Origin of the sequence: Neobacillus kokaensis (assembly GCF_014656545.1) — a bacterium.
GTDB classification, from domain to species: Bacteria; Bacillota; Bacilli; order Bacillales; family Cytobacillaceae; genus Neobacillus; species Neobacillus kokaensis.
This window is the reverse complement of the sequence record NZ_BNDS01000011.1, coordinates 124,637-145,259: the sequence shown is the minus strand read 5'-3', so window position 1 is coordinate 145,259 and position 20,623 is coordinate 124,637. Positions and strand designations below refer to the sequence as shown.

Sequence of the window (20,623 nt, the reverse complement as noted above, 5' to 3'; positions counted from 1 at the left end):
GTTTTAAAAATGAATTTTGATTTTTCAGAAGAACAAGTGATGTTACGAAAAATGGTGAGAAGTTTCGTGGATAAGGAAATTATTCCAAATATGCGTGAGTGGGATGAACAGGGTGCATTTGACCCGGTTATTTGGAAGCGGTTAAAAGAACTCGATTTAATGGGAGTATGTATCCCGGAGGAGTACGGCGGCAGCGGTATGGATTACAACTCACTTGCGATTGTGTGCGAGGAGCTGGAGCGAGGAGATACAGCATTCCGGACAGCAGTATCGGTGCATATAGGCTTAAACAGCCTGACATTATTGCAGTGGGGAACAGAGGAACAGAAGCAAAAATATCTTGTACCACAGGCAAAGGGTGAAAAAATTGCCGCCTTTGGCTTAACAGAACCAGGGGCTGGTTCAGATGTGGCATCCTTACAGACAACGGCCGTTCGCGACGGAGATGACTATATTTTAAATGGATCGAAGACATGGATTTCCCTCTGTGATGTTGCCGACCATTTCATCGTTTTCGCGTATACGGATAAATCGAAAAAGCATCATGGGATTTCAGCCTTTATCGTTGAGCGTACAATGCCTGGCTTTTCATCGAAAGCGATTAAAGGGAAGCTTGGCATCCGTTCTGGAAATACGGGTGAATTATTCTTTGATCAAGTTAGGATTCCAAAGGAAAATTTATTAGGCCAAGAAGGTGAAGGCTTCAAAATTGCCATGTCTGCCCTTGATAACGGCCGCTTTACTGTGGCTGCCGGTGCAGTTGGCTTGATTATGGCCAGCTTGGAAGAAAGCGTGAAGTATTGTCATGAGCGAAAAACCTTTGGTAAAGAGATCGGCCGCCACCAGCTTGTGCAGCAAATGCTAGCCAATATGGAGGCTGGGCTGCAAATGAGCCGTCTCTTGGTGTATCGTGTCGGCGAGCTGAAAAATAAAGGAGTACGCAATACCAGGGAAACATCTCTTGCCAAATGGCAGGCATGTGATTTTGCCAACAAAGCAGCAGACGACGCTGTACAGATTCATGGTGCATATGGTTATTCCAGTGAATACCCTGTTGAGCGCTTCCTAAGAAACTCCAAAGCCCCGGTTATTTATGAAGGAACGAGAGAAATCCACACTGTTATGCAGGCAGAATATGTCCTTGGCTATCGTGAAGATAAACCATTAAATAATATGCTGCCAGGATGGCCATTTGAAAAAGAAGCGATAAAAAATAGTTAAAGGAATATGAAACTAGTCATAGAATAGAAAGGGACGGTAAAGGTGTCAGGCACCGCTTTTAGTGTGCCTGACACCAATTGAAATATTCAGTGAAGGAGCGTCAGTATGAGTGAAAACCAAGTGCAAAGTACTCTGAAAGACACCTTAGTAGAGTTGGATAAGAAGCATTTTATCCATCCTACCTCCTCTTTGAAGCAGCAGCAGGAATCGGGACCACCATTTATTTTTACAGAAGGAAAAGGAGTTTATCTCACAGACATCAGCGGAAAAAAAGTTCTCGAAGGGATGTCCTCATTATGGAATGTCAATGTCGGTTACGGCAGAAAGGAATTGGCAGAGGCAGCCCGCGATCAGATGGAAAAACTGGCATTCACCAACTCCTTTTCTTCATTTAGTAACGAACCGGCGATTCGTCTGGCTGCAAAGCTCGCGGAAATCACTCCCTGCGACTTAAATGCAGTATTCTTTACTTCTGGTGGTTCCGAATCAAATGACACTGCTTATAAACTAGTGAGGCATTATTGGAAATTGAAAGGTTCTCCCCAAAAGACAAAGATTATTTCACGGAAAAAAGGGTACCATGGGGTCAATATTGGTGCAACAAGTGCGACTGGAATTTCGCCTTTCCACCAAATGACCTCCTCGTTAGCACCGGATTTTCTGCATGTTGATACTTTTTCGACTGATGCTTTAAGAGACTGTATTGCCAAGGAAGGAGCGGATACCATCGCCGCCTTTATTTCTGAACCTGTCCAAGGGGCTGGCGGTGTCAACATTGCTCCTGATGGTTATTTCCAAGAGGTAAGAAAAATTTGCGATGAAAATAATATTTTATTCATTGCTGATGAGGTCATTACCGGCTTTGGGCGGACTGGAAAATTATTTGCGTGCGAGCATTACAATGTCGTCCCAGACGTTCTCCTTCTAGCCAAAGGAATCACTAGCGGCTATATCCAGCTTGGTGCTGTGGTTCTAACTGAACGGATCCATAAAGAACTGATAGCATTATCTGATGGTGTATTACTTCATGGGTATACGTACAGCGGGCACGCTACAGCTTGTGCGGTTGCTTTGAAAAATCTCGAAATCATTGAAAAAGAAAATCTAGTGGAAAATTCTCGTTTAATGGGCGAGAAACTGTTAAACGGTTTTAAAAAAATTCAAGCAGAGGTCGACATCGTTGGTGAAGTCAGGGCATTGGGATTAATTGGTGCTGTGGAGATCATAGATCCCGTTACGAATAACAGATTTCCAACACTTATTTCCCCAAAAGTAAGCGCGGAGTGTGCTAAACGGGGTCTAATCGTTAGAACGGTAGGTTTCGAGGGGATGGATACGGTTGTATTTTCACCACCGCTTGTCATTAATAAACAGGAAATAGATGAACTTATCTCAATTCTGCGAGATTCATTGCTAGCCGTTCAAAATAGTTTATAAGATTTATTATAATGGAAGGATCCCGCTGGTATAAATATCCCAGGGACCTTCCTTTTTTTATTGGTTAATTGCCTCATATTGCTTATATAAATCTTTTAATGCAGCTATCAAGGCATGATTAGCCTTTCCTAAATAGCCCTTTTTCAGCTCGTCAAGAGGTGCTTCAATGCCGTTTCGTAAGCTATGCCCTTTTAACAGCCTGGTGATATAATCCCTTCCATGTTCAGTAGCAAGTGTACACGATGCATCTACAATGACACCAAAATATTTATCAATTTCTGCAGTGATCGTTAAAGTTTCATAAACACTTCTCGCAGCCATACCTGTTGGCAGCTTCGCATGGCCGGCTATAAAAATCGTATTCATTCAATCACTCTCCTAGATATGCTCTATTTTTAGAATAATATAAAAAGTCCCAAAAAGTAAGGGGAAACTTTAAAAGATATCTAGTTTCATTAAATAGGTAGTACATATTGGATTTATTTTGGCTGTGTTAAAGGTCATTGTTGATTTTTTAACTCTGTTGATTGGAGCGAAAGGCGCGAAGACTCCTGCGGGAGTACGGGGCAGGGGGAGACCCCACAGGCGCCTACGCGCCGAGGAGGCTCGCCGGAACGCCCGCGGAAAGCGAAGCGCCTGTAGCGTAAATCAACAGCCTAGTTTAACACAGCCATTTTTTCAAGAAATTAAGCGAATAAATTAGGCTATTATTTTGCTTTTTGATCTTTCTGTTAGCGGAGTTAGAACTGTTTTGCTTTTTTGAATTGTTTTTCTAAAATAATATTTTTCGGTGGTAATTAGAAATAAATTCTCTATGATAATCCTTTTTTTAAAAAAAAGCTAGTGAATAGCCGCCCTTTTTTCAAATGTCGAATTCTTTTTGAACATTTAGTGACATATCTCCTGAATGGGTGTCCTTTAAATGTGAACGGTATTAAGATAATAAATAAAGATGTGATACAAATCACATACTCAAAAAATATTTTTCAAACATGGAACTGTTTAAATAAAAGAAAGGGGTACTAGCATGAAAGTAAAATCGGCTTTATTAATGCTTGTTTTCACTATTGCCACAGTGCTTACAGGGTGTGAACCGCTCATGGTTCTGGATCCTAAAGGGCCGCAAGCCGAGAGGCAAGCCCATGATATTATTTTATCAATCGGAATCATGTCATTTATTGTGATTGTGGTTTTCGCTATTTTGATTTATGTGTTAATTAAGTATCGTGCTTCAAAGGCAAGTCCTGACTATGAACCGCCTCACATCGAGGGTAATAAATGGGTTGAGTTAATTTGTGTCGGTATTCCAATCGTCATTGTTACGTACTTTTCAATTGTATCAGTACAAAGTAACTACATTGTAGAAGCTAAGCCGCAAGCATATGCAGATAAAGAACCTTTAATAATTTATGCTTCATCATCTGACTGGAAATGGCATTTTAGCTACCCAGAAGAAAATATTGAAACAGTTAACTATTTGTATATTCCAACAGACCGTCCGATTGAATTTAAGCTTTATTCATATGGACCGATTACAAGCTTCTGGATACCGCAGCTTGGCGGACAAAAATATGCAATGTCTGATATGACCACGACATTACACTTAGCAGCTGATGAGCCTGGTGAAATGATGGGCCGAAACGCAAACTTCAGCGGTAAAGGATTTGCTGAGAATATGTTTAATGTTACGGCAATGTCACAAAAAGATTTTGATAAATGGGTAAAAGATGTTAAGAAAACGGCAAAACCTCTTACGAAGGAAGAATTTAATAAACTTTTAAAACCAGGGCATCTTGGACAAATGACATTTACTGGCACACATTTAGGCTTTAATCCTCCTCCGGAACATCATCAAATGGGAGCACCTGGAGAGAAGGAAGGCCATTCTGACGATTCACATATGGAAATGAACATGGATATGTCAGATCACCAAGATCATAATTAGTTATTGAACGGTTTAAGAGATGAATAGAAAAAAATTGATTTCTTGAAAGGAGTTAATCAAGAATGGATTTCTTTGATCGGTTTGCCATACCAAATCCAAGTATTGCTATATATGCCTCAATGGTTGCCATCGGTCTGACAGTAGTCGCCATTATTGCAGGCTTAACCTATTTTAAAAAATGGGGCTACTTATGGCGTGAATGGTTAACAACGGTTGACCATAAACGGATTGGTATTATGTATTTAATCTCTGCTTTAATTATGTTATTTCGAGGCGGCGTTGACGCAATTATGCTGCGCGCCCAGCTAGCGGTACCTGATAATAAATTGCTTGATCCACAGCATTATAATGAAGTTTTCTCAACACACGGGGTTATCATGGTCATGTTCATGGCAATGCCATTCATCTTTGCTTTTATGAACTATGTTGTTCCATTACAAATTGGCGCTCGTGATGTGGCATTCCCAAGATTAAACGCATTAAGCTTCTGGTTATTTTTCTTCGGTGCGATGCTGTTTAATATTTCCTTTGTTATCGGTGGATCACCTGACGCAGGATGGACTTCGTATTTCCCGCTTGCAGGAAATGATTTAAGCCCGCATGTAGGGACGAACTATTATATGATGGCCATTCAAATATCCGGTATTGGATCGCTTATGACCGGTATTAACATGATTACAACCATTTTTAAAATGAGAGCACCTGGCATGACATTAATGAAAATGCCAATGTTTACATGGTCCGTTTTAGTTACGAACCTTATCATTGTTACGGTTTTCCCAGTCATTACAGTAGCACTTGCAATGGGAACCATGGACAGATTATTTGGAACCCACTTCTTCGCCACAACCAATGGCGGGATGGATATGCTTTGGGCCAACCTGTTCTGGGTATGGGGACACCCTGAAGTATATATTTTAATCTTACCTGCGTTTGGATTATACAGTGAAATTATTTCAACATTCTCTGGTCGAAATCTTTACGGCTATAAATCAATGGTTGCTTCTATGGTTATTATTTCAGCTCTTTCCTGTATGGTTTGGGCACACCATTTCTTTACAATGGGTCAAGGAGCACTTGCAAACAGCTTTTTCTCCATAACAACCATGATGATTGCTGTACCAACGGGGGTTAAGATTTTTAACTGGTTATTTACATTGTGGAAAGGGAAGATTCGATTTACCGTTCCAATGCTTTATTCACTAGGGTTTATCCCGCTTTTCGTTATCGGCGGGGTGACAGGTGTTATGCTTGCGATGTCAGCTGCTGACTACCAGTACCATAACACAATGTTCTTAGTGGCACACTTCCATAATACGATTATCCCTGGTGTAGTATTTGCCATGCTTGCTGGTCTTACGTATTATTGGCCAAAAATGTTTGGTTTTATGTTAAATGAAAGAATTGGGAAATGGGCATTCTGGCTTCTCTCCATCGGATTCTGCTTAGCGTTTTTCCCAATGTATATTACTGGTTTAGATGGTCAGGCACGTCGTATGTACACTTACTCTGAAGCTACCGGCTATGGACCATTAAACATGCTTTCGTTTGTTGGCGCAGGTGTAATGGCTATCAGCTTTGCTTTAATCGTCTATAACGTTTATTACAGTGTACGTTATTCACCAAGAAATATTGGTGCGGATCCGTGGGATGCACGCTCACTTGAATGGGCTACACATACTCCTGTACCGGAATATAATTTTGCAATTGAGCCGCATGTAGCTTCAAGTGAAGCATTCTGGGATGCTAAGAAAAAAGGTCACGAGCTGTTCCCTGGTAAAGTGGAAAAAATCCATATGCCAAATAGCAGCGGAGTTCCATTTATTATGAGCGCAATCTTCTTTGTATTTGGATTCTCAATGATCTTCTCTCTGTGGATTCCAGCTATCATTTCATTGATTGGAATCTTTGCATGTATGGCACACCGTTCATTTGAAAACGATCATGGTCGATATATTTCTGTTAAGGAAATAGAAGAAACTGAAACGAAATTGCGGGGTGTTAACTAATGAAAGTCGATCACACGCTGCCATTGGAATATAGTACAAAACAAAATGGAATGAATATTTTTGGCTTTTGGGTTTTCCTTGCCGCTGAAATTATGCTGTTTGCGACACTTTTTACTTCTTATTTTACGTTAGAGCATAGAACTGGCAGTGGTCCAAGCGGTGCTGAAATTTTTGAAATTGCTCCTGTCTTAATTGAAACGTTTGTTTTATTAACAAGTAGTTTTACGATTGGCCTTGGAGTTCATGCTATGCGGATTGGCCGCAAAAAAGCGATGATGACATTCTTTGTGATTACACTTCTACTTGGTCTAGTTTTCCTAGGCTTTGAAATTGATGAGTTTATAACATATATCCATGAAGGGGCGACATTGCAAACAAGCGCATTTACCGCCATGCTTATGACAACATTGGGGACACATGGGCTGCACGTTACCTTTGGATTGTTCTGGGGAACAGCTATTCTTCTTCAGGTCAAAAAACGCGGCTTAACTCCGGAAACAGCAAATAAATCATTTATCTTTTCATTATATTGGCATTTCTTAGATGTAGTTTGGATCTTTATCTTCAGCTTCATCTATTTGAAAGGAATGATGTAAGATGAGCGAATTATTTCCGCGTAAGCAAATAATGGGCTTTGTCTTTTCATTAGTTCTGACGGCAGCAGCCCTTACTGTTTATTTCCTGCACTTGTCGTTTGCACAAGGCATGGCAGTATTATTGATTACGGCATTCGTTCAAGCACTGCTTCAGCTGGTCGTGTTCATGCATGCTGGTGAAACGAAAGATAAATGGATTATTTACGGCAAAGTATATTTTATGATTGCTATGGCCTTAATTACCGTTTTCGGTACACTACTCATTTTCCTTTGGGATATGTAATGAAACTCATTTTGTTACAAAAAATGGAAATGGCTCAGTTTAACTGAGTCATTTTTTTGGTTTATACAGGGTTAAGTTTTTTAAAAAAAGGAACTTTTATTTATTTAAGAAGATAGTACCTATAACAATTAGGAAGAGACCAATTATGGAATATACCGAAATCTTCTGCTGTAAAACCAAAATAGATAAAAATGTAACAAGAACTGCGTAAACCCCAGTTTGAATCCCGCCAAGCATTACCGTATTTCCGAATGTTTTGCTGCCTTGAATGAAACCCCAGGATAGTACAATGTTTCCTAAAAAAGAAAGGGGAAGGAAATACACATTAAATTTAACGCTGTCTTTTAATGTCGGTTGGAAAAAATAAGCAGATAAAATGGGTAATAATGAAAAAACTATGGAACCAAATATAATTGCACCAAGTACAAGGAATTTCATATAACACCTCTTTTGGTAATGGTTAATTCTAAGTAGGATAGCATGTTCTTCTTCTATAGTAAAATTAGTCATTAAACTCCTTTAAATCCCTAGTTTTGTCCAACATAAAAATTCAAGAAACATGTAGTACAAAAAAGAGTGTCAATTGATATCGACACTCTTTTTTAATGTTTTCGATAAGGAACAGAAACTGTCACAATTTCGATGCTTTTTTCCGTTATCTTTTTACTAAATATAATCCATTTTTTGGTTTTATTGGCGTAATTTCGATACCCTTATCAGTGTTTTCTATCATTTCCTCCGTAGCGATAAAAAACATACCCATTAGAAAAAACATAACGGCACCCACAATGGCACCGATACCAATACCAGTCACTGGCATTACGTCGCTAATAATCCCGTATAAGAAGATCATCATACCTGCCAATAATGTCATACCGCCGGCCCATCTTGACGCATGTAAAATTTTTGTACGTGAATTCATCATAACGACCTCCCTTAAATCCCCTTATACTACTATTATTCACTTTGTTCACAAAATTGTCAAAAGTTTGTTCACAAAATTGTCAAATTTAAATACTGCACAGGGATATTTCTTATGCTTTATCGCTATTTCTTAGTCTAGATTTTAGAAGAAAAAGGATTTTTATCCATTCTTATTGAATTAATACTAAAATGTTAAGGTGATGATTGAAAGGGTATTTAGGTTTACGTGCCTATAATTCCTAAAAAGATGTTGGAGAGTAAATCTTAAGGAAAATTGAAAAAAACAACTTTTTGAAAAAAGGAGAGCCTGTAGTGAACGAACAAAAATTCAGCATCATTCAATATATTCCTAAATACGCAGAAGAAACAGTGGTGATGTGGCGGGACAGCAAGGAACAGGCTATTGGTCAAAAAGAAATTCATAGTTTTGAAAACCATGTTGATTTTTTAATGCATGTGCTATCTAAGCAGTTTCAAATAGATTTAGTGTTAGTGGATGATAAGGTGGTCGGAATGATTGCCTATAATGACAAGGAAATCAACCAGCTTTATATTCATATTGATTATCAGGGACTGGGAATAGGTCAAACATTATTAGATAAAGTAAAAGGACAATGTAGCGGGAGATTAACATTATATACATTTGAAGTAAACGAAAAAGCACAACGTTTTTATGAAAAAAATGGTTTTAACATAATTGCCAGAGGGCATAAAAATGAGGAAAATTTACCAGATATTCTATATGAATGGGAATCACAACAAATTGAATCATAGGAGGGATTTCATTATGAAAAATATTTTAGTTTTGGGCGGTTCACGTTTTTTTGGTCGTAAATTGGTAGAGTTATTAATTGCAGACGGACATCATGTTGTCATGATGACGCGGGGGCAATCGGGCAATCCATTCGGTGATCAGGTTGAACATCTTATCGCGGATCGTTTAAATAAGGAAGACCTGGCAAAAAAGGTTGAAGGCCGTACGTTCGATATTGTCTATGATAATATTTGCTATTCCCCTAATGAAGCCTTAGCCTTTTGTGAAATATTCAACGGGAAAATTGGCAAGCTTGTCTTTACATCAACATTATCTACGTATGAAGCCGATGGAAACGAGAAAAGCGAAGAGGACTTTGATCCCTATCATTATGAAATTCAAATGGGGGACATTGCAGACTTTACTTACGGAGAAGGTAAACGCCAGGCTGAAGCGGTTTTCTTTAAATATGCCCAATTTCCGGTCGTAGCTGTCCGTTTCCCCATAGTGATGGGGGAGGATGATTATACGTGCCGGCTGCATTTCCATGTGGGACGTATTGCTAATGGGGAACCAATAGGATTCTTAAATATGGATGCGGAAATGTCTTATATTCAAGGTGGTGAAGCAGCTCAGTTTTTAAAATGGGCCGGCATGACAGATGTAGAAGGACCCTATAATGCAACAGCAAACGGGAAAATTTCGATATCTAATTTAATTAAATTAATCGAAGCAGTAACTGGGAAATCTGCAAAAATTGCTTTGGTTGGAAATGATGAAATTCGCTCGCCATATGCAATACCTTTTTCCTGGTACATGTCAAATGAAAAAGCAACAAATAGCGGCTTTCAATTTACTAATTTAGATGACTGGTTAAAACCATTAATCGAAGAAATTCTAGACAATAAGGAATAAAGGAAGGGAATATTTGAAAAATTATATATTTGTATTATTATATCTTTTGATAATTATTTTAAGTGGGTGTTCAAATAACGGTATGTCAGGAGAAAAACCTCCAAAAGCATTTTTAGAGATTGGCAATAATAAATATGAAACAACACTTGGCACTTATTGTTGGACTACAGGAAATAATGGTGAATGTGTTGATACGGCCGGGCCAGTTGAACTTTTAGAAGGCAAAAAACCAATAGAAGTAAAACCAGGTGAAAAAATAGCGTTTGTTATGGATTATGAACCAAAACCTAATGAATTCCATGTTACTCAGATTAATAATAATGAAGAAACCGAAGTCTTTGTTAGAGATAATCGTTTTTCCGTCCCAACACAAAAAGGCATTTATTACTATTCTTATGGTGTATGGTGGATGGATGAAAAAGAAGAGCATTTATCTCATGGCGACGCTTTTTACGCATTTGTTTTAGAAGTGAAATAGGTTTTAAGTATAGGATTAATATTGTTCTTTGCCTGAAATTTGAAAAATTGCTAAACTGTGTGGGTTAATAGAATGCGGAATAATCAATAGTCTAGATTCAAAAATTGGAGGACAGAATTAAATGAAAATTGCCCAAAGGGAATATCTTGTAAAAGATTTATCGTATATTATCAGATCTGCAACAGCGGAGGATGCTAAAATTCTGTCCGAAGTAAGATTGCGGTGTGACGGTGAAACCGAAAATCTAGACCGGGAACAAGGCGAGGCATACATAGATGAATCAGGATTCAAGCGGATTATTAAGGATGATACAGAAAGCAGCAGCAACCTTTTTTTAGTTGCTGATGTTAATGATAAAATTGTTGGTTTTTCAAGATGTCAAGGAAACATATTAAAAAGAATGTCCCATAAGGTAGAATTTGGAGTGTGTGTATTAAAAGAATATTGGGGATACGGTATCGGAAAAAATTTTTTAATAGAATCGATTAATTGGGCAGATTCAAATGAAATTAAGAAAATGACCTTGAGTGTTCTTGAAACTAATGAGAAAGCTATAAACCTCTATAAAAAATATGGTTTTGAAGTAGAGGGAATTTTAAAAAAGGACAAAATTCTTTCTGATGGAAATTATTATAATACAATATTGATGGGCAGATTTAATGATTAGTGGATATGAGGTGCAGCTGTGTTCAAGGTAAAAGGTATAAATCATTTGTTGTATTCGGTGTCTAATTTAGAGGATTCGATTGAGTTTTATAGAAAGGTGTTTGGTGCAAAGTTGCTGGTTAAGGGCAAAACCACGGCCTATTTTGATTTAAATGGATTATGGCTGGCACTAAATGAAGAAAAAGATATTCCCCGTAATGAAATCAGTCAGTCGTATACCCATACAGCTTTTTCAATCGATGAATCGGATTTTGATCATCTTTTACATAAACTAATGGAATTAGATGTAGACATTCAAGAAGGCCGTCCGAGAGACATACAAGATAAAAAGTCTATTTACTTCACTGACCCCGATGGACATAAATTTGAATTTCATACAGGAACATTAAAAGATAGAATGGATTATTACAAAAAAGAAAAAACATATATGAAGTTTTATGATTAATGAATTTTTTTAAAAATATGGTTACGCCGTAGGGGGTGTCTACTTGGCAGATTATCTTCAATTTATTAAAAATTATAAGGAAAACGATCAGTATAGAGAAAGCTTTTTCGAACTAGCGAACAGTGTATTCGGATTGAATTTTGCGAGCTGGTATGAAAATGGTTTTTGGGGAGATCGTTATGTCCCGTTTTCCTATGCAGATGGTAAAAAGATAGTGGCTAACGTCTCTGTTAATATTCTTGATATGATTATTGATGGTAAGCAGCATCACGCCTTGCAGATTGGAACGGTTATGACTCATCCTGATTATCGCGATCAAGGTCTTTCGAAAAGGCTAATGAATAAAGTGTTAGAGGACTATAAAGATTCTAATGATTTTATGTACTTATTTGCTAATGATAGTGTATTAGATTTTTATCCGAAGTTCGGTTTCGAAAAAGTGCCGGAGTATCAATATTGGACAACCTTTTTATCGAGCGAAAGACCGATAGAGGTGTTGCGAAAACTGGATGTCTCTAACAGGGATGATCTTCTGTTCATTTATTCATTTGCACTTGATAGGATCCCCGTTTCCAACCATTTTGCTACTAGTAATTCACAAGGAATTCTAATGTACCATTGCTTAAATGTTTTTCCTAATGAGGTTTATTACCATAATTCAGAGAATGCTATTGTGATTTTTAATAAGAGCGGAAATGAAATTGAAATTTTTGATATTATTAGCAAAGCTCCAGTGAACATTCAAAATATATTTGTAGATTTGGCAGGGGAAGGAAGGAGTAAGGTTATTTTTCATTACACTCCTGATTATGAAGGATTGGTCTATGAAAGAAACAGGATACAGGGTGGGGGAACATTGTTTGTAAAAACAAATGGTGATTATTGTTACCCTGAGGGGCTGAAGCATCCTGTTACATCGGAAGCTTAGGGATATTTTTTAAATACTTAGAAAAAATGAGGTGCGTTCGGTGCTTTTAGATGATAGTTTTCAGATTCGTATTGCAACTAGTGATGATCGTAATAGTATCATTCATCTGTTAAAGCAGCTGGCTCAATGGATGAAAGATAATGAAATCAACCAATGGCAATTTCTGCTAGCTGGCGGGGATGATGCCGAAATTGCGCAGGCTATTGAAAATAATGAAACATATGTGGTGATGAAGGACAATGATTTGGCAGCTACATTTACGGTTTCAACGATACAAAGCGATTGGGACCGAGAGCTTTGGGGCGAGGATAATTCATCCAATTCTCTATATCTGCATCGCTTAGGCATTGATCTGAATTATATGAAAATAGGGGTTGGAAGAGCTATTTTGTCCTGGATTGAAAGTAATTTTCAAGGCGAAGTTGAGTATGTGAAATTGGATTGTGTAGCTGATAATATGAAATTAAATCATTTTTATAAAAATAATGGCTTTGAATTGGTTGGGGTGACGGATGGCTTTAATAAATATCAAAAAAAATTAGATCCATAAAAGTCATATGTGTCCGGAAAAGGAGAGACAAGGTCACGTAAAAGGTTCTACGCGACAGAAGTGGGTGAAAAAAGAGAAGTTAGGTCACGTAGAGAGGTTCTACGCGACCGAAGTGGATGAAAAAAGAGAAGTAGGGTCACGTATAGAGGTTCTACGCGACCGAAGTGGGTGAAAAAAGAGAAGTTAGGGCACGTATAGAGGTTCAACGCGACCGAAGTGGGTGAAAAAAGAGAAGTTAGGTCACGTATAGAGGTTCAACGCGACCGAAGTGGGTGAAAAAAGAGAAGTAGGGTCACGTATAGAGGTTCTACGCGACCGAAATGGATGAAGAAAGGTAATTGGGTCTCTTATAGAGTTTTAGGAAAAATTAAGTAACCTTTATTTATAATGCTGAGTTCTCATAACCGCTTCATGAGGACAACTCCCCCACAAATACAACGTCCCCAGTTCACATAAATAGAAAGTTACCCGCGATCAATTACCTTCTTCCCTTGATAATACACCTTCTTAATCTGCTCTACGTCAGTAATATCGAGTCCGGGAACTCCGTTCGTAACCAGGAAATTGGCATCTAAACCTGGCTCGAGCCTTCCAAAGCAATCTTCCTTCCCTAAAATCTTAGCCGGATTCGCAGTGAGCAGCGCTAAAATTTGATTTTCATCAAGGCCATTCTCCCGTAAAAGCTGCATAGGTGCGAAAGAAATTAGCATTAAAGAATCTGGTCCTTTTAAGGACTGGTCATTAAAAGGGAGCCACTCAGCATTCGGATGAGGTGGAAGATAGGCATCAGTTGAAAGGGAAACAGAAATGCCCTTTTCAAAAGCTTTCAGAATGTCTTCCGGCGAATTCGGCTCTAAATGAGTACCGCCCATTGGCGTAGCTACTATATCCACTCCCTGCAATACCGCTAAGTCTAATTGTTCTTCCGTGATTCCGTGGGCATGGTGCAGCACATCAAATCCGGCGTCAAGCGCCATTTGGATTCCTTCTTCGCCAGCAACATGACAGCCAATCCGCTTTCCAAGTCCATGGTAAGCAGCTGCAATCCCTTTCAGCTCTTCCAACGAATAAATAATTTCTCCTGCGCGCGGCACTTCCTTTTCTGTAAAGTTCGCCGGCGTAGCATTAATAAAGACATTTTCACCAGGATAATCACTGTTTTTGGCAATTTCACGAACAATGAATGGGAGGGACAGCTCCTTTTGACCCACACCCCTTGAACCGGTTACTGAAGTGAAATGGGCTAATTTTTCAAAGCCAATCGAGATACTTGTTGCTGCAAACGAAATATCTAGAGGTAAATCGACAACAGCCTTCCGAAAATTTTCAATCGAAAAATCACAAAGCGGGTGGCCGCAGACTTGCTCGCCTAACGCTGTAATTCCACAAGAAAGGGCATAGAATAGGATGGAACGCCCTGCAAAAAAATGACTTTCCGGCGTAACAGGATAAAGAGAAGAAGGAGCGTATTCAAGTAAATGGGTATGACAATCGACTAAGGAAGGGGTAATGACCTTGTCTGAACAGTCAATCACTTCAACCTCCGGAAATTGTTTTTGCAAAGACCCCCAATTCCCAACAGCAGCGATTTTTCCGTTCAAAACAACCATAGCACCATTCATAATTGTCCCAGGACCGCTGACAGTTACCAGCTTTTTAGCACGAATTATATAATTTATCATTTATCACACCAAAAATGGAGTTAAGAAATAACCAAGTACACATGCTGTCATAAAACGCAGCACCATACCAATGACAGCAGCTTCTAATACTTCTCTCTCATTTAAACTTGATGTTTCCGCCCAGGTAACAGGGATCTGACCGAAGATCACGGATAAGGGTAGCCCTGAGTTTGCCAAAACAAATGAACCGACAATTAATCGCGGATCAATTGTCCCAGCTAGTTCGGCAAGCTGAGCAACTGCTAGGGTGGGAGCGGCCAATATGGAAACAATTCCTGTACTTGGTTCAATACTTAAGAAGGTCAGAATCGAGGACAGACCAGATTCAATTGGTCCCCAGATACCAAAGAATTTCAATGCACCAATAAAGAAAAATACAGCCGCAACAGCTGGAATAATGATTAGGAATAAAAGTTCAGCACCCTCTTTAGCTGAGGCAAAAATAGTATGAAGGAAGCGGGTATTCGGAGTAAAACGAGGCAATTCCTCGAGCTCCACCCGCCTTGTATCGCGATAAATTGTTCTTGATAACAGAAACGGAACTACAATAATTGGAACAAAAATCGATAAGATGACGAGCGGAAAAGCGCTAATTCCAAAAGCGGTTAAGGCAATTAGACCAAGCACAAAAGTGGCGAATGACTGCGGCGATTGAACCATCGTTGCTACAGCAATTTTCTGCTCTGCTTTGGTGGCATTGGCTTTAACCAGTATTGGTCCTGAGATTTTTCCGGCGGCATTAATATCGCCAAGGATATTGTAAGCACTAGGAATAATAACAGAAGGGTTAATTTTAAACCATTTCATAATTGGAACAAAAATACGAATCAACCCATCAGTAAAACCTATCCGTTCTAGAATTCGACCGACGATAACACTAACAATAATAGCGATTCCAACTTCACTTGTTAGAAAAATATCAACGACAATCGGTTTGACTTCTTTAATAATCGTGTCAAATAAGGATGATAGAGAATTTGGAGCAAATAAAAGCAGCAGGAGTGACCCAAAGACGAGAATAATCCCTAAAATTTCATATAGATGCCACTTCGTTCTTGCGGATTTGGGAAAAGGGGCTTGTTTATTTTCCATTCAGATTGACCTCCAAACATTTTAGAATACAATATTCAAATCGAGGAAATGTGTGTTTGTCTAATTCAGATGGAAATGAGTCTTTTTAACAAAGGAAAAGCTGCCCCTTGAAATAGGGCAGCTGATCATGTGAAGCCGAATACTCAATTAATCGTTCCCCTTCATTGCACCAATAAACATTTCCTTGAAGGCGTCGCTGGCCGGGGATAAAACTTGTTTCCGATGAATAAGATAAAAAAAGCGTTTTAACGGGATGCCTTTAATCCTAGTTTGTTTTAAAAGTCCAAGGTTCAATTCTTTCTGAATGGTCGTTTTAGAAATAATCCCAACTCCCAGCCCCGACTCTACTGCTGATTTAATAGATTCAGTATTTTCAAGCTCCATAATAATATTTAAATGTTCAAACTCCAGCTGATGTTTTAACAAATTGGTTTCCAATACCTGCCTGGTGCCTGAGCCATGTTCTCTAGCGATAAATGGCAGGGTAAACAGCATTTCGGGTTCAATTTCTTCTTCCTCAAGACAAGGATGTGGGACACCTACCCGTGTGGAAGATATAATAACGAGCTCATCCTCTAAAAATGGAAGACTATCAATTTCTTTACGAGGAATAGACGCCTCAATAAACCCTAAATCAATTTTCCCATCCATAAGTTTTTCAATAATTTGAAAGGAATTATCTACTTTCAGGCTTAAATTAACCTCAGGATACTGTTTGATAAAGTCGCCTAGATAATAAGGGAGTAAATATTCTCCAATGGTAAGGCTGGCACCTAAACGCAGATCGCCATGGATCGTTTCCGAAAGAAGGGAAATATCCTTTTCTACTTGATTCACTAGCTGGATTAACTGTTCAGCATAACTAAAAAGAATGGTGCCGGCATGTGTCAGCTCCATTTTTTTCGTAGAGCGGTCGAATAATGTTGTGTTTAAGTATTCCTCTAAATGTTTGATATGTAAACTGACAGATGGCTGTGAGAGGTGCAGTACTTTTGCTGTTTCAGAGAAGTTCTTTTTCGTAGCTGCGGTGAAAAATACTTTAAGATGTTCTAGATTCATATATTATCCAACTCCTATTTGCTGAAACTTCTAAATTTATTAACTATTATAAAGGAAACTAATGACAAGCGCGATATAAATTAGTAACATATAAATAATCATTACAATTTGGTAAATATAAGGAGGGAAAGAAAAGATGAATTTAGATCCAAAAGATCCGATGCCGCTTCACATTCAATTAAGAAATATGCTTGAGAAATTAATTAAGGAAGGGTTTTATCAAGAAAAGATCCCCAGTGAAAGGGAGCTCATGGAAGCGTTTAAAGTAAGCAGAAGTACGGTGAGGGAAGCGGTTTCCCATTTAGTTAGGGACGGCATTTTAGAAAAGGTCCACGGCAAAGGGACATTTATTTCCCTTAAGCCGATTCAAGACTGGCTTGGGAGCCTTAGCAGCACGACTGAAATTATTAAACGAATGGGTATGAAACCTGATGCAAGGTTAATCACACATGGTGTTGTAAAAACATCGGATGAAATAAAAGAAGTGACCGGCTTTCAGGAAGCATATTATATCAAAAGAATTCGCTATGCCAATGAAATACCCATTGCTATTGAAATACAATACTATCCTGTTGAAATCGGAAAAAAGTTAGCTCAATTTGATATTGAAAAAGGAACTTTATTCGATTTCCTTGAAGAAGATCTGCAAATAAAATTTTCTGAAGCGGAGCAGATCATTACAGGCGGTCAATTAACCAAAGAGGATGCAAACCTCTTAGAAATTCCAGAATCCTTAAATGTATTGGCAACGGAACGTTTGTTAATGGACCAAGAAGGTGATCTAATTGAATATTACGTTGCCTATTTCCGCTCAGATATGTACTCGTTTCGGATTAAACTATCACGTAAGTATAATTAATGAAGCTGTATCATCAGAATGCAATCATTAAGAAACTTAATAAGTGTTATTAAAAACTCTAAATGTTTTTTATAATTAGAATATATTGAAAATTGTTTTTGTATGTGGTTTAATTTGATTAACGGTTAGTTTGTTATCCAAACTGGTACGGATGACCTGACGTCCGGATAAAATAAACCTATCTGTAAACGCTGTCATCCAATGCAGATAACTTTTGACCAATTAAATGAATGAAAGGATGTGTAGGTTATGATTATCGGTGTACCAAAAGAAATAAAGAATAACGAAAATCGAGTTTCTATGGTCCCAGCAAGTGTTGCTTCTTATGTAAAGGCAGGACATCAAGTCCTGGTAGAAAAAGATGCCGGTCTTGGCAGTGGAATTCCAAATGAAGAGTATGAAAAAGCGGGTGCTACGATCGTCCCGACTGCTGCTGATGCTTGGGCGGCAGACATGGTCGTCAAAGTAAAAGAACCTCAAGTTGAGGAGTTCAAATACTTGCGAAAAGATTTAATACTCTTTACCTACCTCCATTTGGCTGCAGAGCCTGAATTGACAAAAGCGTTACTAGATAACGAGGTAACAGCAGTTGCATACGAAACGATTCAGCTTGAAAATCGTTCTCTGCCTCTATTAACACCAATGAGTGAAGTGGCTGGCAGAATGTCCGTTCAGCTGGGGGCACAATTTTTAGAAAAAATTCATGGTGGTAAAGGGGTCCTTTTAGGAGGAGTACCTGGAGTCAGACCTGGTAAAGTGGTCGTTATCGGCGGCGGGGTTGTAGGAACAAATGCCGCGAAAATGGCAGTCGGCTTAGGCGCTGATGTAACCATTATTGACATAAGCGCTGAACGTCTTCGTCAATTAGATGACCAATTTGGCGGAAGAGTAAAGACTGTTATGTCAAATCCATATAACATCGCTGAAGAAGTAAAGGGAGCTGACTTGCTCATTGGCGCCGTTTTAATTCCAGGTGCCAAAGCGCCACAGCTTGTCTCAGAAGAAATGGTTAAACAAATGGAAGCAAATTCCGTTATTATAGATGTTGCTGTTGACCAAGGTGGCTCAATCGCAACGGTAGACCATATTACATCTCATGATTCCCCTACATTTATCAAACATGGTGTACTACATTATGCTGTACCAAACATTCCAGGGGCTGTATCTAAAACATCAACCTACGCCCTGGCCAATGTGACAACCCCATATGGTTTGCAGCTTGCGAACAAAGGGATTGAACAATCTGTCAAGTCAAATCAGGCATTAGCAAAAGGCTTAAACACCTATAAGGGTAAAATAACTTATCCAGCTGTTGCCGCAACATATAATCTTCCATGTACAACATTAGATGAAATTTTAGAAAAAACACCAACTACAGCTTCATAAAAAATAAATTAGGAGGTTCCGAGAATGACTAAACTAGAAGTTCAAGATACACAGCTTCTTGAGGCTCAAGACCAAGAACATTTATGGCATGCTATGAGCCGTCATGTAGAAGGCAGCAATCCAACAATTGCGGATTCAGGCGAAGGCGCTTGGTTCACAGATGTTAACGGTAAACGTTATTTGGATGGTGTCTCTGGGTTATGGTGTTTAAATTTAGGGCATGGCAGAAAGGAAATTGTCGATGCGGCAGCGGAACAAATGATGAAGCTCTCGTATTTTCCGCTAACTCTCAGCCATATACCAGCTATTAAACTATCAGCTAAAATCAGCGAGCTTTTAGGCGCTTCATATAAAACATTCTTTTCCAACAGTGGATCTGAATCCAATGAAACAGCGTTTAAAATTGCAAGACAATATCATATTCAAACTGGTAATCCAGGAAAATATAAAATTATTTCCAGATACCGTGCCTATCATGGTTCAACACTTGGGGCATTAAGTGCAACCGCACAGGCAAACCGCCGGGTAAAATACGATCCAGGTGTGCCAGGTTTCCTACATGTTCCACCGCCATACAGCTATCGCTGTCCATTTGGCGAAGAGGTGACGAATTGCGATAAAGTAGCTGCTGATATGATTGATCAAATGATTAATTGGGAAGGAGCTGAATCAGTCTCAGCCGTAATCATGGAGCCATTTATTTCCGGCGGCGGTGTGATTGTTCCTTCAGCTGAATATATGCAGCGTGTACAAGAAATTTGTAAGAAACATAATGTCCTGCTCATTTGTGATGAAGTTGTTTCGGGATTTGGCAGAACTGGTAAAATGTTCGGATTCATGCATTCCGAAGGTGTACAGCCTGATATCGTAACAATGGCGAAGGGACTTACAAGCGGATATTTGCCGCTAGGAGCAACATCAGTTAAATCTGAAATCTTTGAAACCTTTAAAGAAGCAGGGGCAGACAAACATCTTCGTCACGTCTCTACTTACGGAGGACATCCGGCAAGCTGTGCAGTAGCATTGAAAAATATTGAAATCATTGAAAAAGAAAATATCGTTAGCCGCGTTGCCACATTAGGTGAATCGATTTTAGGCAGATTAAAAGATTTAATCGAGCATCCAAATGTTGGTGAAGTTCGCCATAAAGGATTCTTATATGGGATTGAATTAGTGAAAGATAAACAGTCTAAAGAACCAGCTGAAGATGCAATGCTGGCAAAAGTAATTGGCTTATGTAAAGAAAAGGGCTTGATTATTGGCAGAAATGGTGACACCGTACCAGGTTTTAATAATGTCCTGATCATCGCTCCTCCGCTTTCTTCAACGGAAGAGGATCTGAATTTCCTGGTAGAAACTGTAGAAAATGCATTTAACCAAATTAATTAATTTAT

Annotated in this window: 22 protein-coding genes; 16 read left to right on the top strand and 6 right to left on the bottom strand. The window is 38.8% G+C overall.

Annotated elements, in window-relative coordinates:
- Positions 1-9 precede the first annotated feature (9 nt).
- On the top strand, positions 10-1,221 hold the full coding sequence (locus tag IE222_RS14340) for an acyl-CoA dehydrogenase family protein (RefSeq protein ID WP_191273928.1): 1,212 nt from the start codon (positions 10-12) through the stop codon (positions 1,219-1,221).
- 105 nt (positions 1,222-1,326) lie between these two features.
- Positions 1,327-2,658, top strand: coding sequence for an aminotransferase family protein (locus tag IE222_RS14335; RefSeq protein WP_191273926.1), 1,332 nt, complete (start codon positions 1,327-1,329; stop codon positions 2,656-2,658).
- A gap of 57 nt (positions 2,659-2,715) precedes the next feature.
- On the opposite strand, the gene IE222_RS14330 is transcribed toward IE222_RS14335, so the two are convergent.
- Positions 2,716-3,024 carry a DUF3870 domain-containing protein gene (locus tag IE222_RS14330; protein WP_191273924.1) on the bottom strand — a complete coding sequence of 103 codons (309 nt, stop codon included), beginning with the start codon at positions 3,022-3,024 and terminating at the stop codon, positions 2,716-2,718.
- 661 nt (positions 3,025-3,685) lie between these two features.
- Between IE222_RS14330 and qoxA the strand changes: the two genes are divergently transcribed.
- The 4 genes from qoxA (at position 3,686) to qoxD (ending at position 7,491) form a co-directional block, all read left to right on the top strand.
- The gene (gene qoxA / locus IE222_RS14325) at positions 3,686-4,603 is read left to right on the top strand and encodes a cytochrome aa3 quinol oxidase subunit II (protein WP_191273922.1); all 918 of its coding nucleotides are present in this window, start codon (positions 3,686-3,688) and stop codon (positions 4,601-4,603) included.
- A gap of 62 nt (positions 4,604-4,665) precedes the next feature.
- Positions 4,666-6,612 carry a cytochrome aa3 quinol oxidase subunit I gene (gene qoxB / locus IE222_RS14320; protein ID WP_191273921.1) on the top strand — a complete coding sequence of 649 codons (1,947 nt, stop codon included), beginning with the start codon at positions 4,666-4,668 and terminating at the stop codon, positions 6,610-6,612.
- Complete coding sequence (qoxC, locus tag IE222_RS14315) at positions 6,612-7,208, top strand: cytochrome aa3 quinol oxidase subunit III (protein ID WP_066383928.1); 597 nt, start codon at positions 6,612-6,614, stop codon at positions 7,206-7,208. Before qoxB ends, qoxC begins: the two co-directional genes overlap by 1 nt.
- Before the next feature lies 1 nt (position 7,209).
- Positions 7,210-7,491 (top strand): cytochrome aa3 quinol oxidase subunit IV, encoded by a 282-nt coding sequence (gene qoxD, locus IE222_RS14310; RefSeq protein ID WP_066383927.1) that lies wholly within the window; start codon positions 7,210-7,212, stop codon positions 7,489-7,491.
- Positions 7,492-7,587: 96 nt separating this feature from the next.
- Here the strand turns inward: qoxD and IE222_RS14305 are convergent, their stop codons facing one another.
- Together IE222_RS14305 and IE222_RS14300 are read right to left on the bottom strand one after the other, a co-directional pair.
- Positions 7,588-8,001, bottom strand: a complete 414-nt coding sequence (locus IE222_RS14305) for a hypothetical protein (protein WP_191273919.1) — start codon at positions 7,999-8,001, stop codon at positions 7,588-7,590.
- 145 nt (positions 8,002-8,146) lie between these two features.
- Positions 8,147-8,416, bottom strand: coding sequence for a hypothetical protein (locus IE222_RS14300; RefSeq protein WP_223282706.1), 270 nt, complete (start codon positions 8,414-8,416; stop codon positions 8,147-8,149).
- Between the two features lie 374 nt (positions 8,417-8,790).
- Here IE222_RS14300 and IE222_RS14295 point away from each other — a divergent pair, with 374 nt between their 5' ends.
- The 7 genes from IE222_RS14295 to IE222_RS14265 all read left to right on the top strand — a co-directional run bounded on the left by IE222_RS14295 (position 8,791) and on the right by IE222_RS14265 (position 13,151).
- A complete protein-coding gene (locus tag IE222_RS14295) occupies positions 8,791-9,189 on the top strand; it encodes a GNAT family N-acetyltransferase (RefSeq protein WP_191274003.1) in 399 nt (132 codons plus the stop codon).
- Between the two features lie 13 nt (positions 9,190-9,202).
- Positions 9,203-10,084, top strand: coding sequence for an NAD-dependent epimerase/dehydratase family protein (locus IE222_RS14290; RefSeq protein ID WP_191273917.1), 882 nt, complete (start codon positions 9,203-9,205; stop codon positions 10,082-10,084).
- Positions 10,085-10,097: 13 nt separating this feature from the next.
- A complete protein-coding gene (locus IE222_RS14285) occupies positions 10,098-10,562 on the top strand; it encodes a hypothetical protein (RefSeq protein ID WP_191273916.1) in 465 nt (154 codons plus the stop codon).
- A gap of 121 nt (positions 10,563-10,683) precedes the next feature.
- Positions 10,684-11,229: a GNAT family N-acetyltransferase gene (locus IE222_RS14280; RefSeq protein WP_191273915.1), complete on the top strand. Its 546-nt coding sequence runs from the start codon at positions 10,684-10,686 to the stop codon at positions 11,227-11,229.
- A gap of 18 nt (positions 11,230-11,247) precedes the next feature.
- A complete protein-coding gene (gene fosB, locus IE222_RS14275; RefSeq protein WP_191273914.1) occupies positions 11,248-11,673 on the top strand; it encodes a metallothiol transferase FosB in 426 nt (141 codons plus the stop codon).
- Positions 11,674-11,716: 43 nt separating this feature from the next.
- On the top strand, positions 11,717-12,601 hold the full coding sequence (locus IE222_RS14270; RefSeq protein WP_191273913.1) for a GNAT family N-acetyltransferase: 885 nt from the start codon (positions 11,717-11,719) through the stop codon (positions 12,599-12,601).
- Between the two features lie 40 nt (positions 12,602-12,641).
- Positions 12,642-13,151: a GNAT family N-acetyltransferase gene (locus IE222_RS14265; protein ID WP_223282704.1), complete on the top strand. Its 510-nt coding sequence runs from the start codon at positions 12,642-12,644 to the stop codon at positions 13,149-13,151.
- A gap of 464 nt (positions 13,152-13,615) precedes the next feature.
- Here IE222_RS14265 and IE222_RS14260 read toward each other — a convergent pair whose 3' ends face one another.
- The 3 genes from IE222_RS14260 to IE222_RS14250 form a co-directional block, all read right to left on the bottom strand.
- Positions 13,616-14,833 carry an amidohydrolase family protein gene (locus tag IE222_RS14260; RefSeq protein ID WP_191273912.1) on the bottom strand — a complete coding sequence of 406 codons (1,218 nt, stop codon included), beginning with the start codon at positions 14,831-14,833 and terminating at the stop codon, positions 13,616-13,618.
- Between the two features lie 3 nt (positions 14,834-14,836).
- Entirely contained in the window at positions 14,837-15,925 is a 1,089-nt protein-coding gene (locus tag IE222_RS14255) for a hypothetical protein (protein WP_191273910.1), read from the bottom strand.
- 147 nt (positions 15,926-16,072) lie between these two features.
- Positions 16,073-16,984: a selenium metabolism-associated LysR family transcriptional regulator gene (locus IE222_RS14250; RefSeq protein ID WP_191273909.1), complete on the bottom strand. Its 912-nt coding sequence runs from the start codon at positions 16,982-16,984 to the stop codon at positions 16,073-16,075.
- A gap of 136 nt (positions 16,985-17,120) precedes the next feature.
- Between IE222_RS14250 and IE222_RS14245 the strand changes: the two genes are divergently transcribed.
- The 3 genes from IE222_RS14245 to IE222_RS14235 all read left to right on the top strand — a co-directional run bounded on the left by IE222_RS14245 (position 17,121) and on the right by IE222_RS14235 (position 20,618).
- A complete protein-coding gene (locus IE222_RS14245) occupies positions 17,121-17,843 on the top strand; it encodes a GntR family transcriptional regulator (protein ID WP_191273908.1) in 723 nt (240 codons plus the stop codon).
- Positions 17,844-18,092: 249 nt separating this feature from the next.
- Positions 18,093-19,229, top strand: coding sequence for an alanine dehydrogenase (gene ald / locus IE222_RS14240; RefSeq protein WP_191273907.1), 1,137 nt, complete (start codon positions 18,093-18,095; stop codon positions 19,227-19,229).
- A 24-nt stretch (positions 19,230-19,253) separates the two neighbouring features.
- On the top strand, positions 19,254-20,618 hold the full coding sequence (locus IE222_RS14235; RefSeq protein WP_191273906.1) for an aspartate aminotransferase family protein: 1,365 nt from the start codon (positions 19,254-19,256) through the stop codon (positions 20,616-20,618).
- The last annotated feature ends 5 nt before the right edge of the window (positions 20,619-20,623 follow it).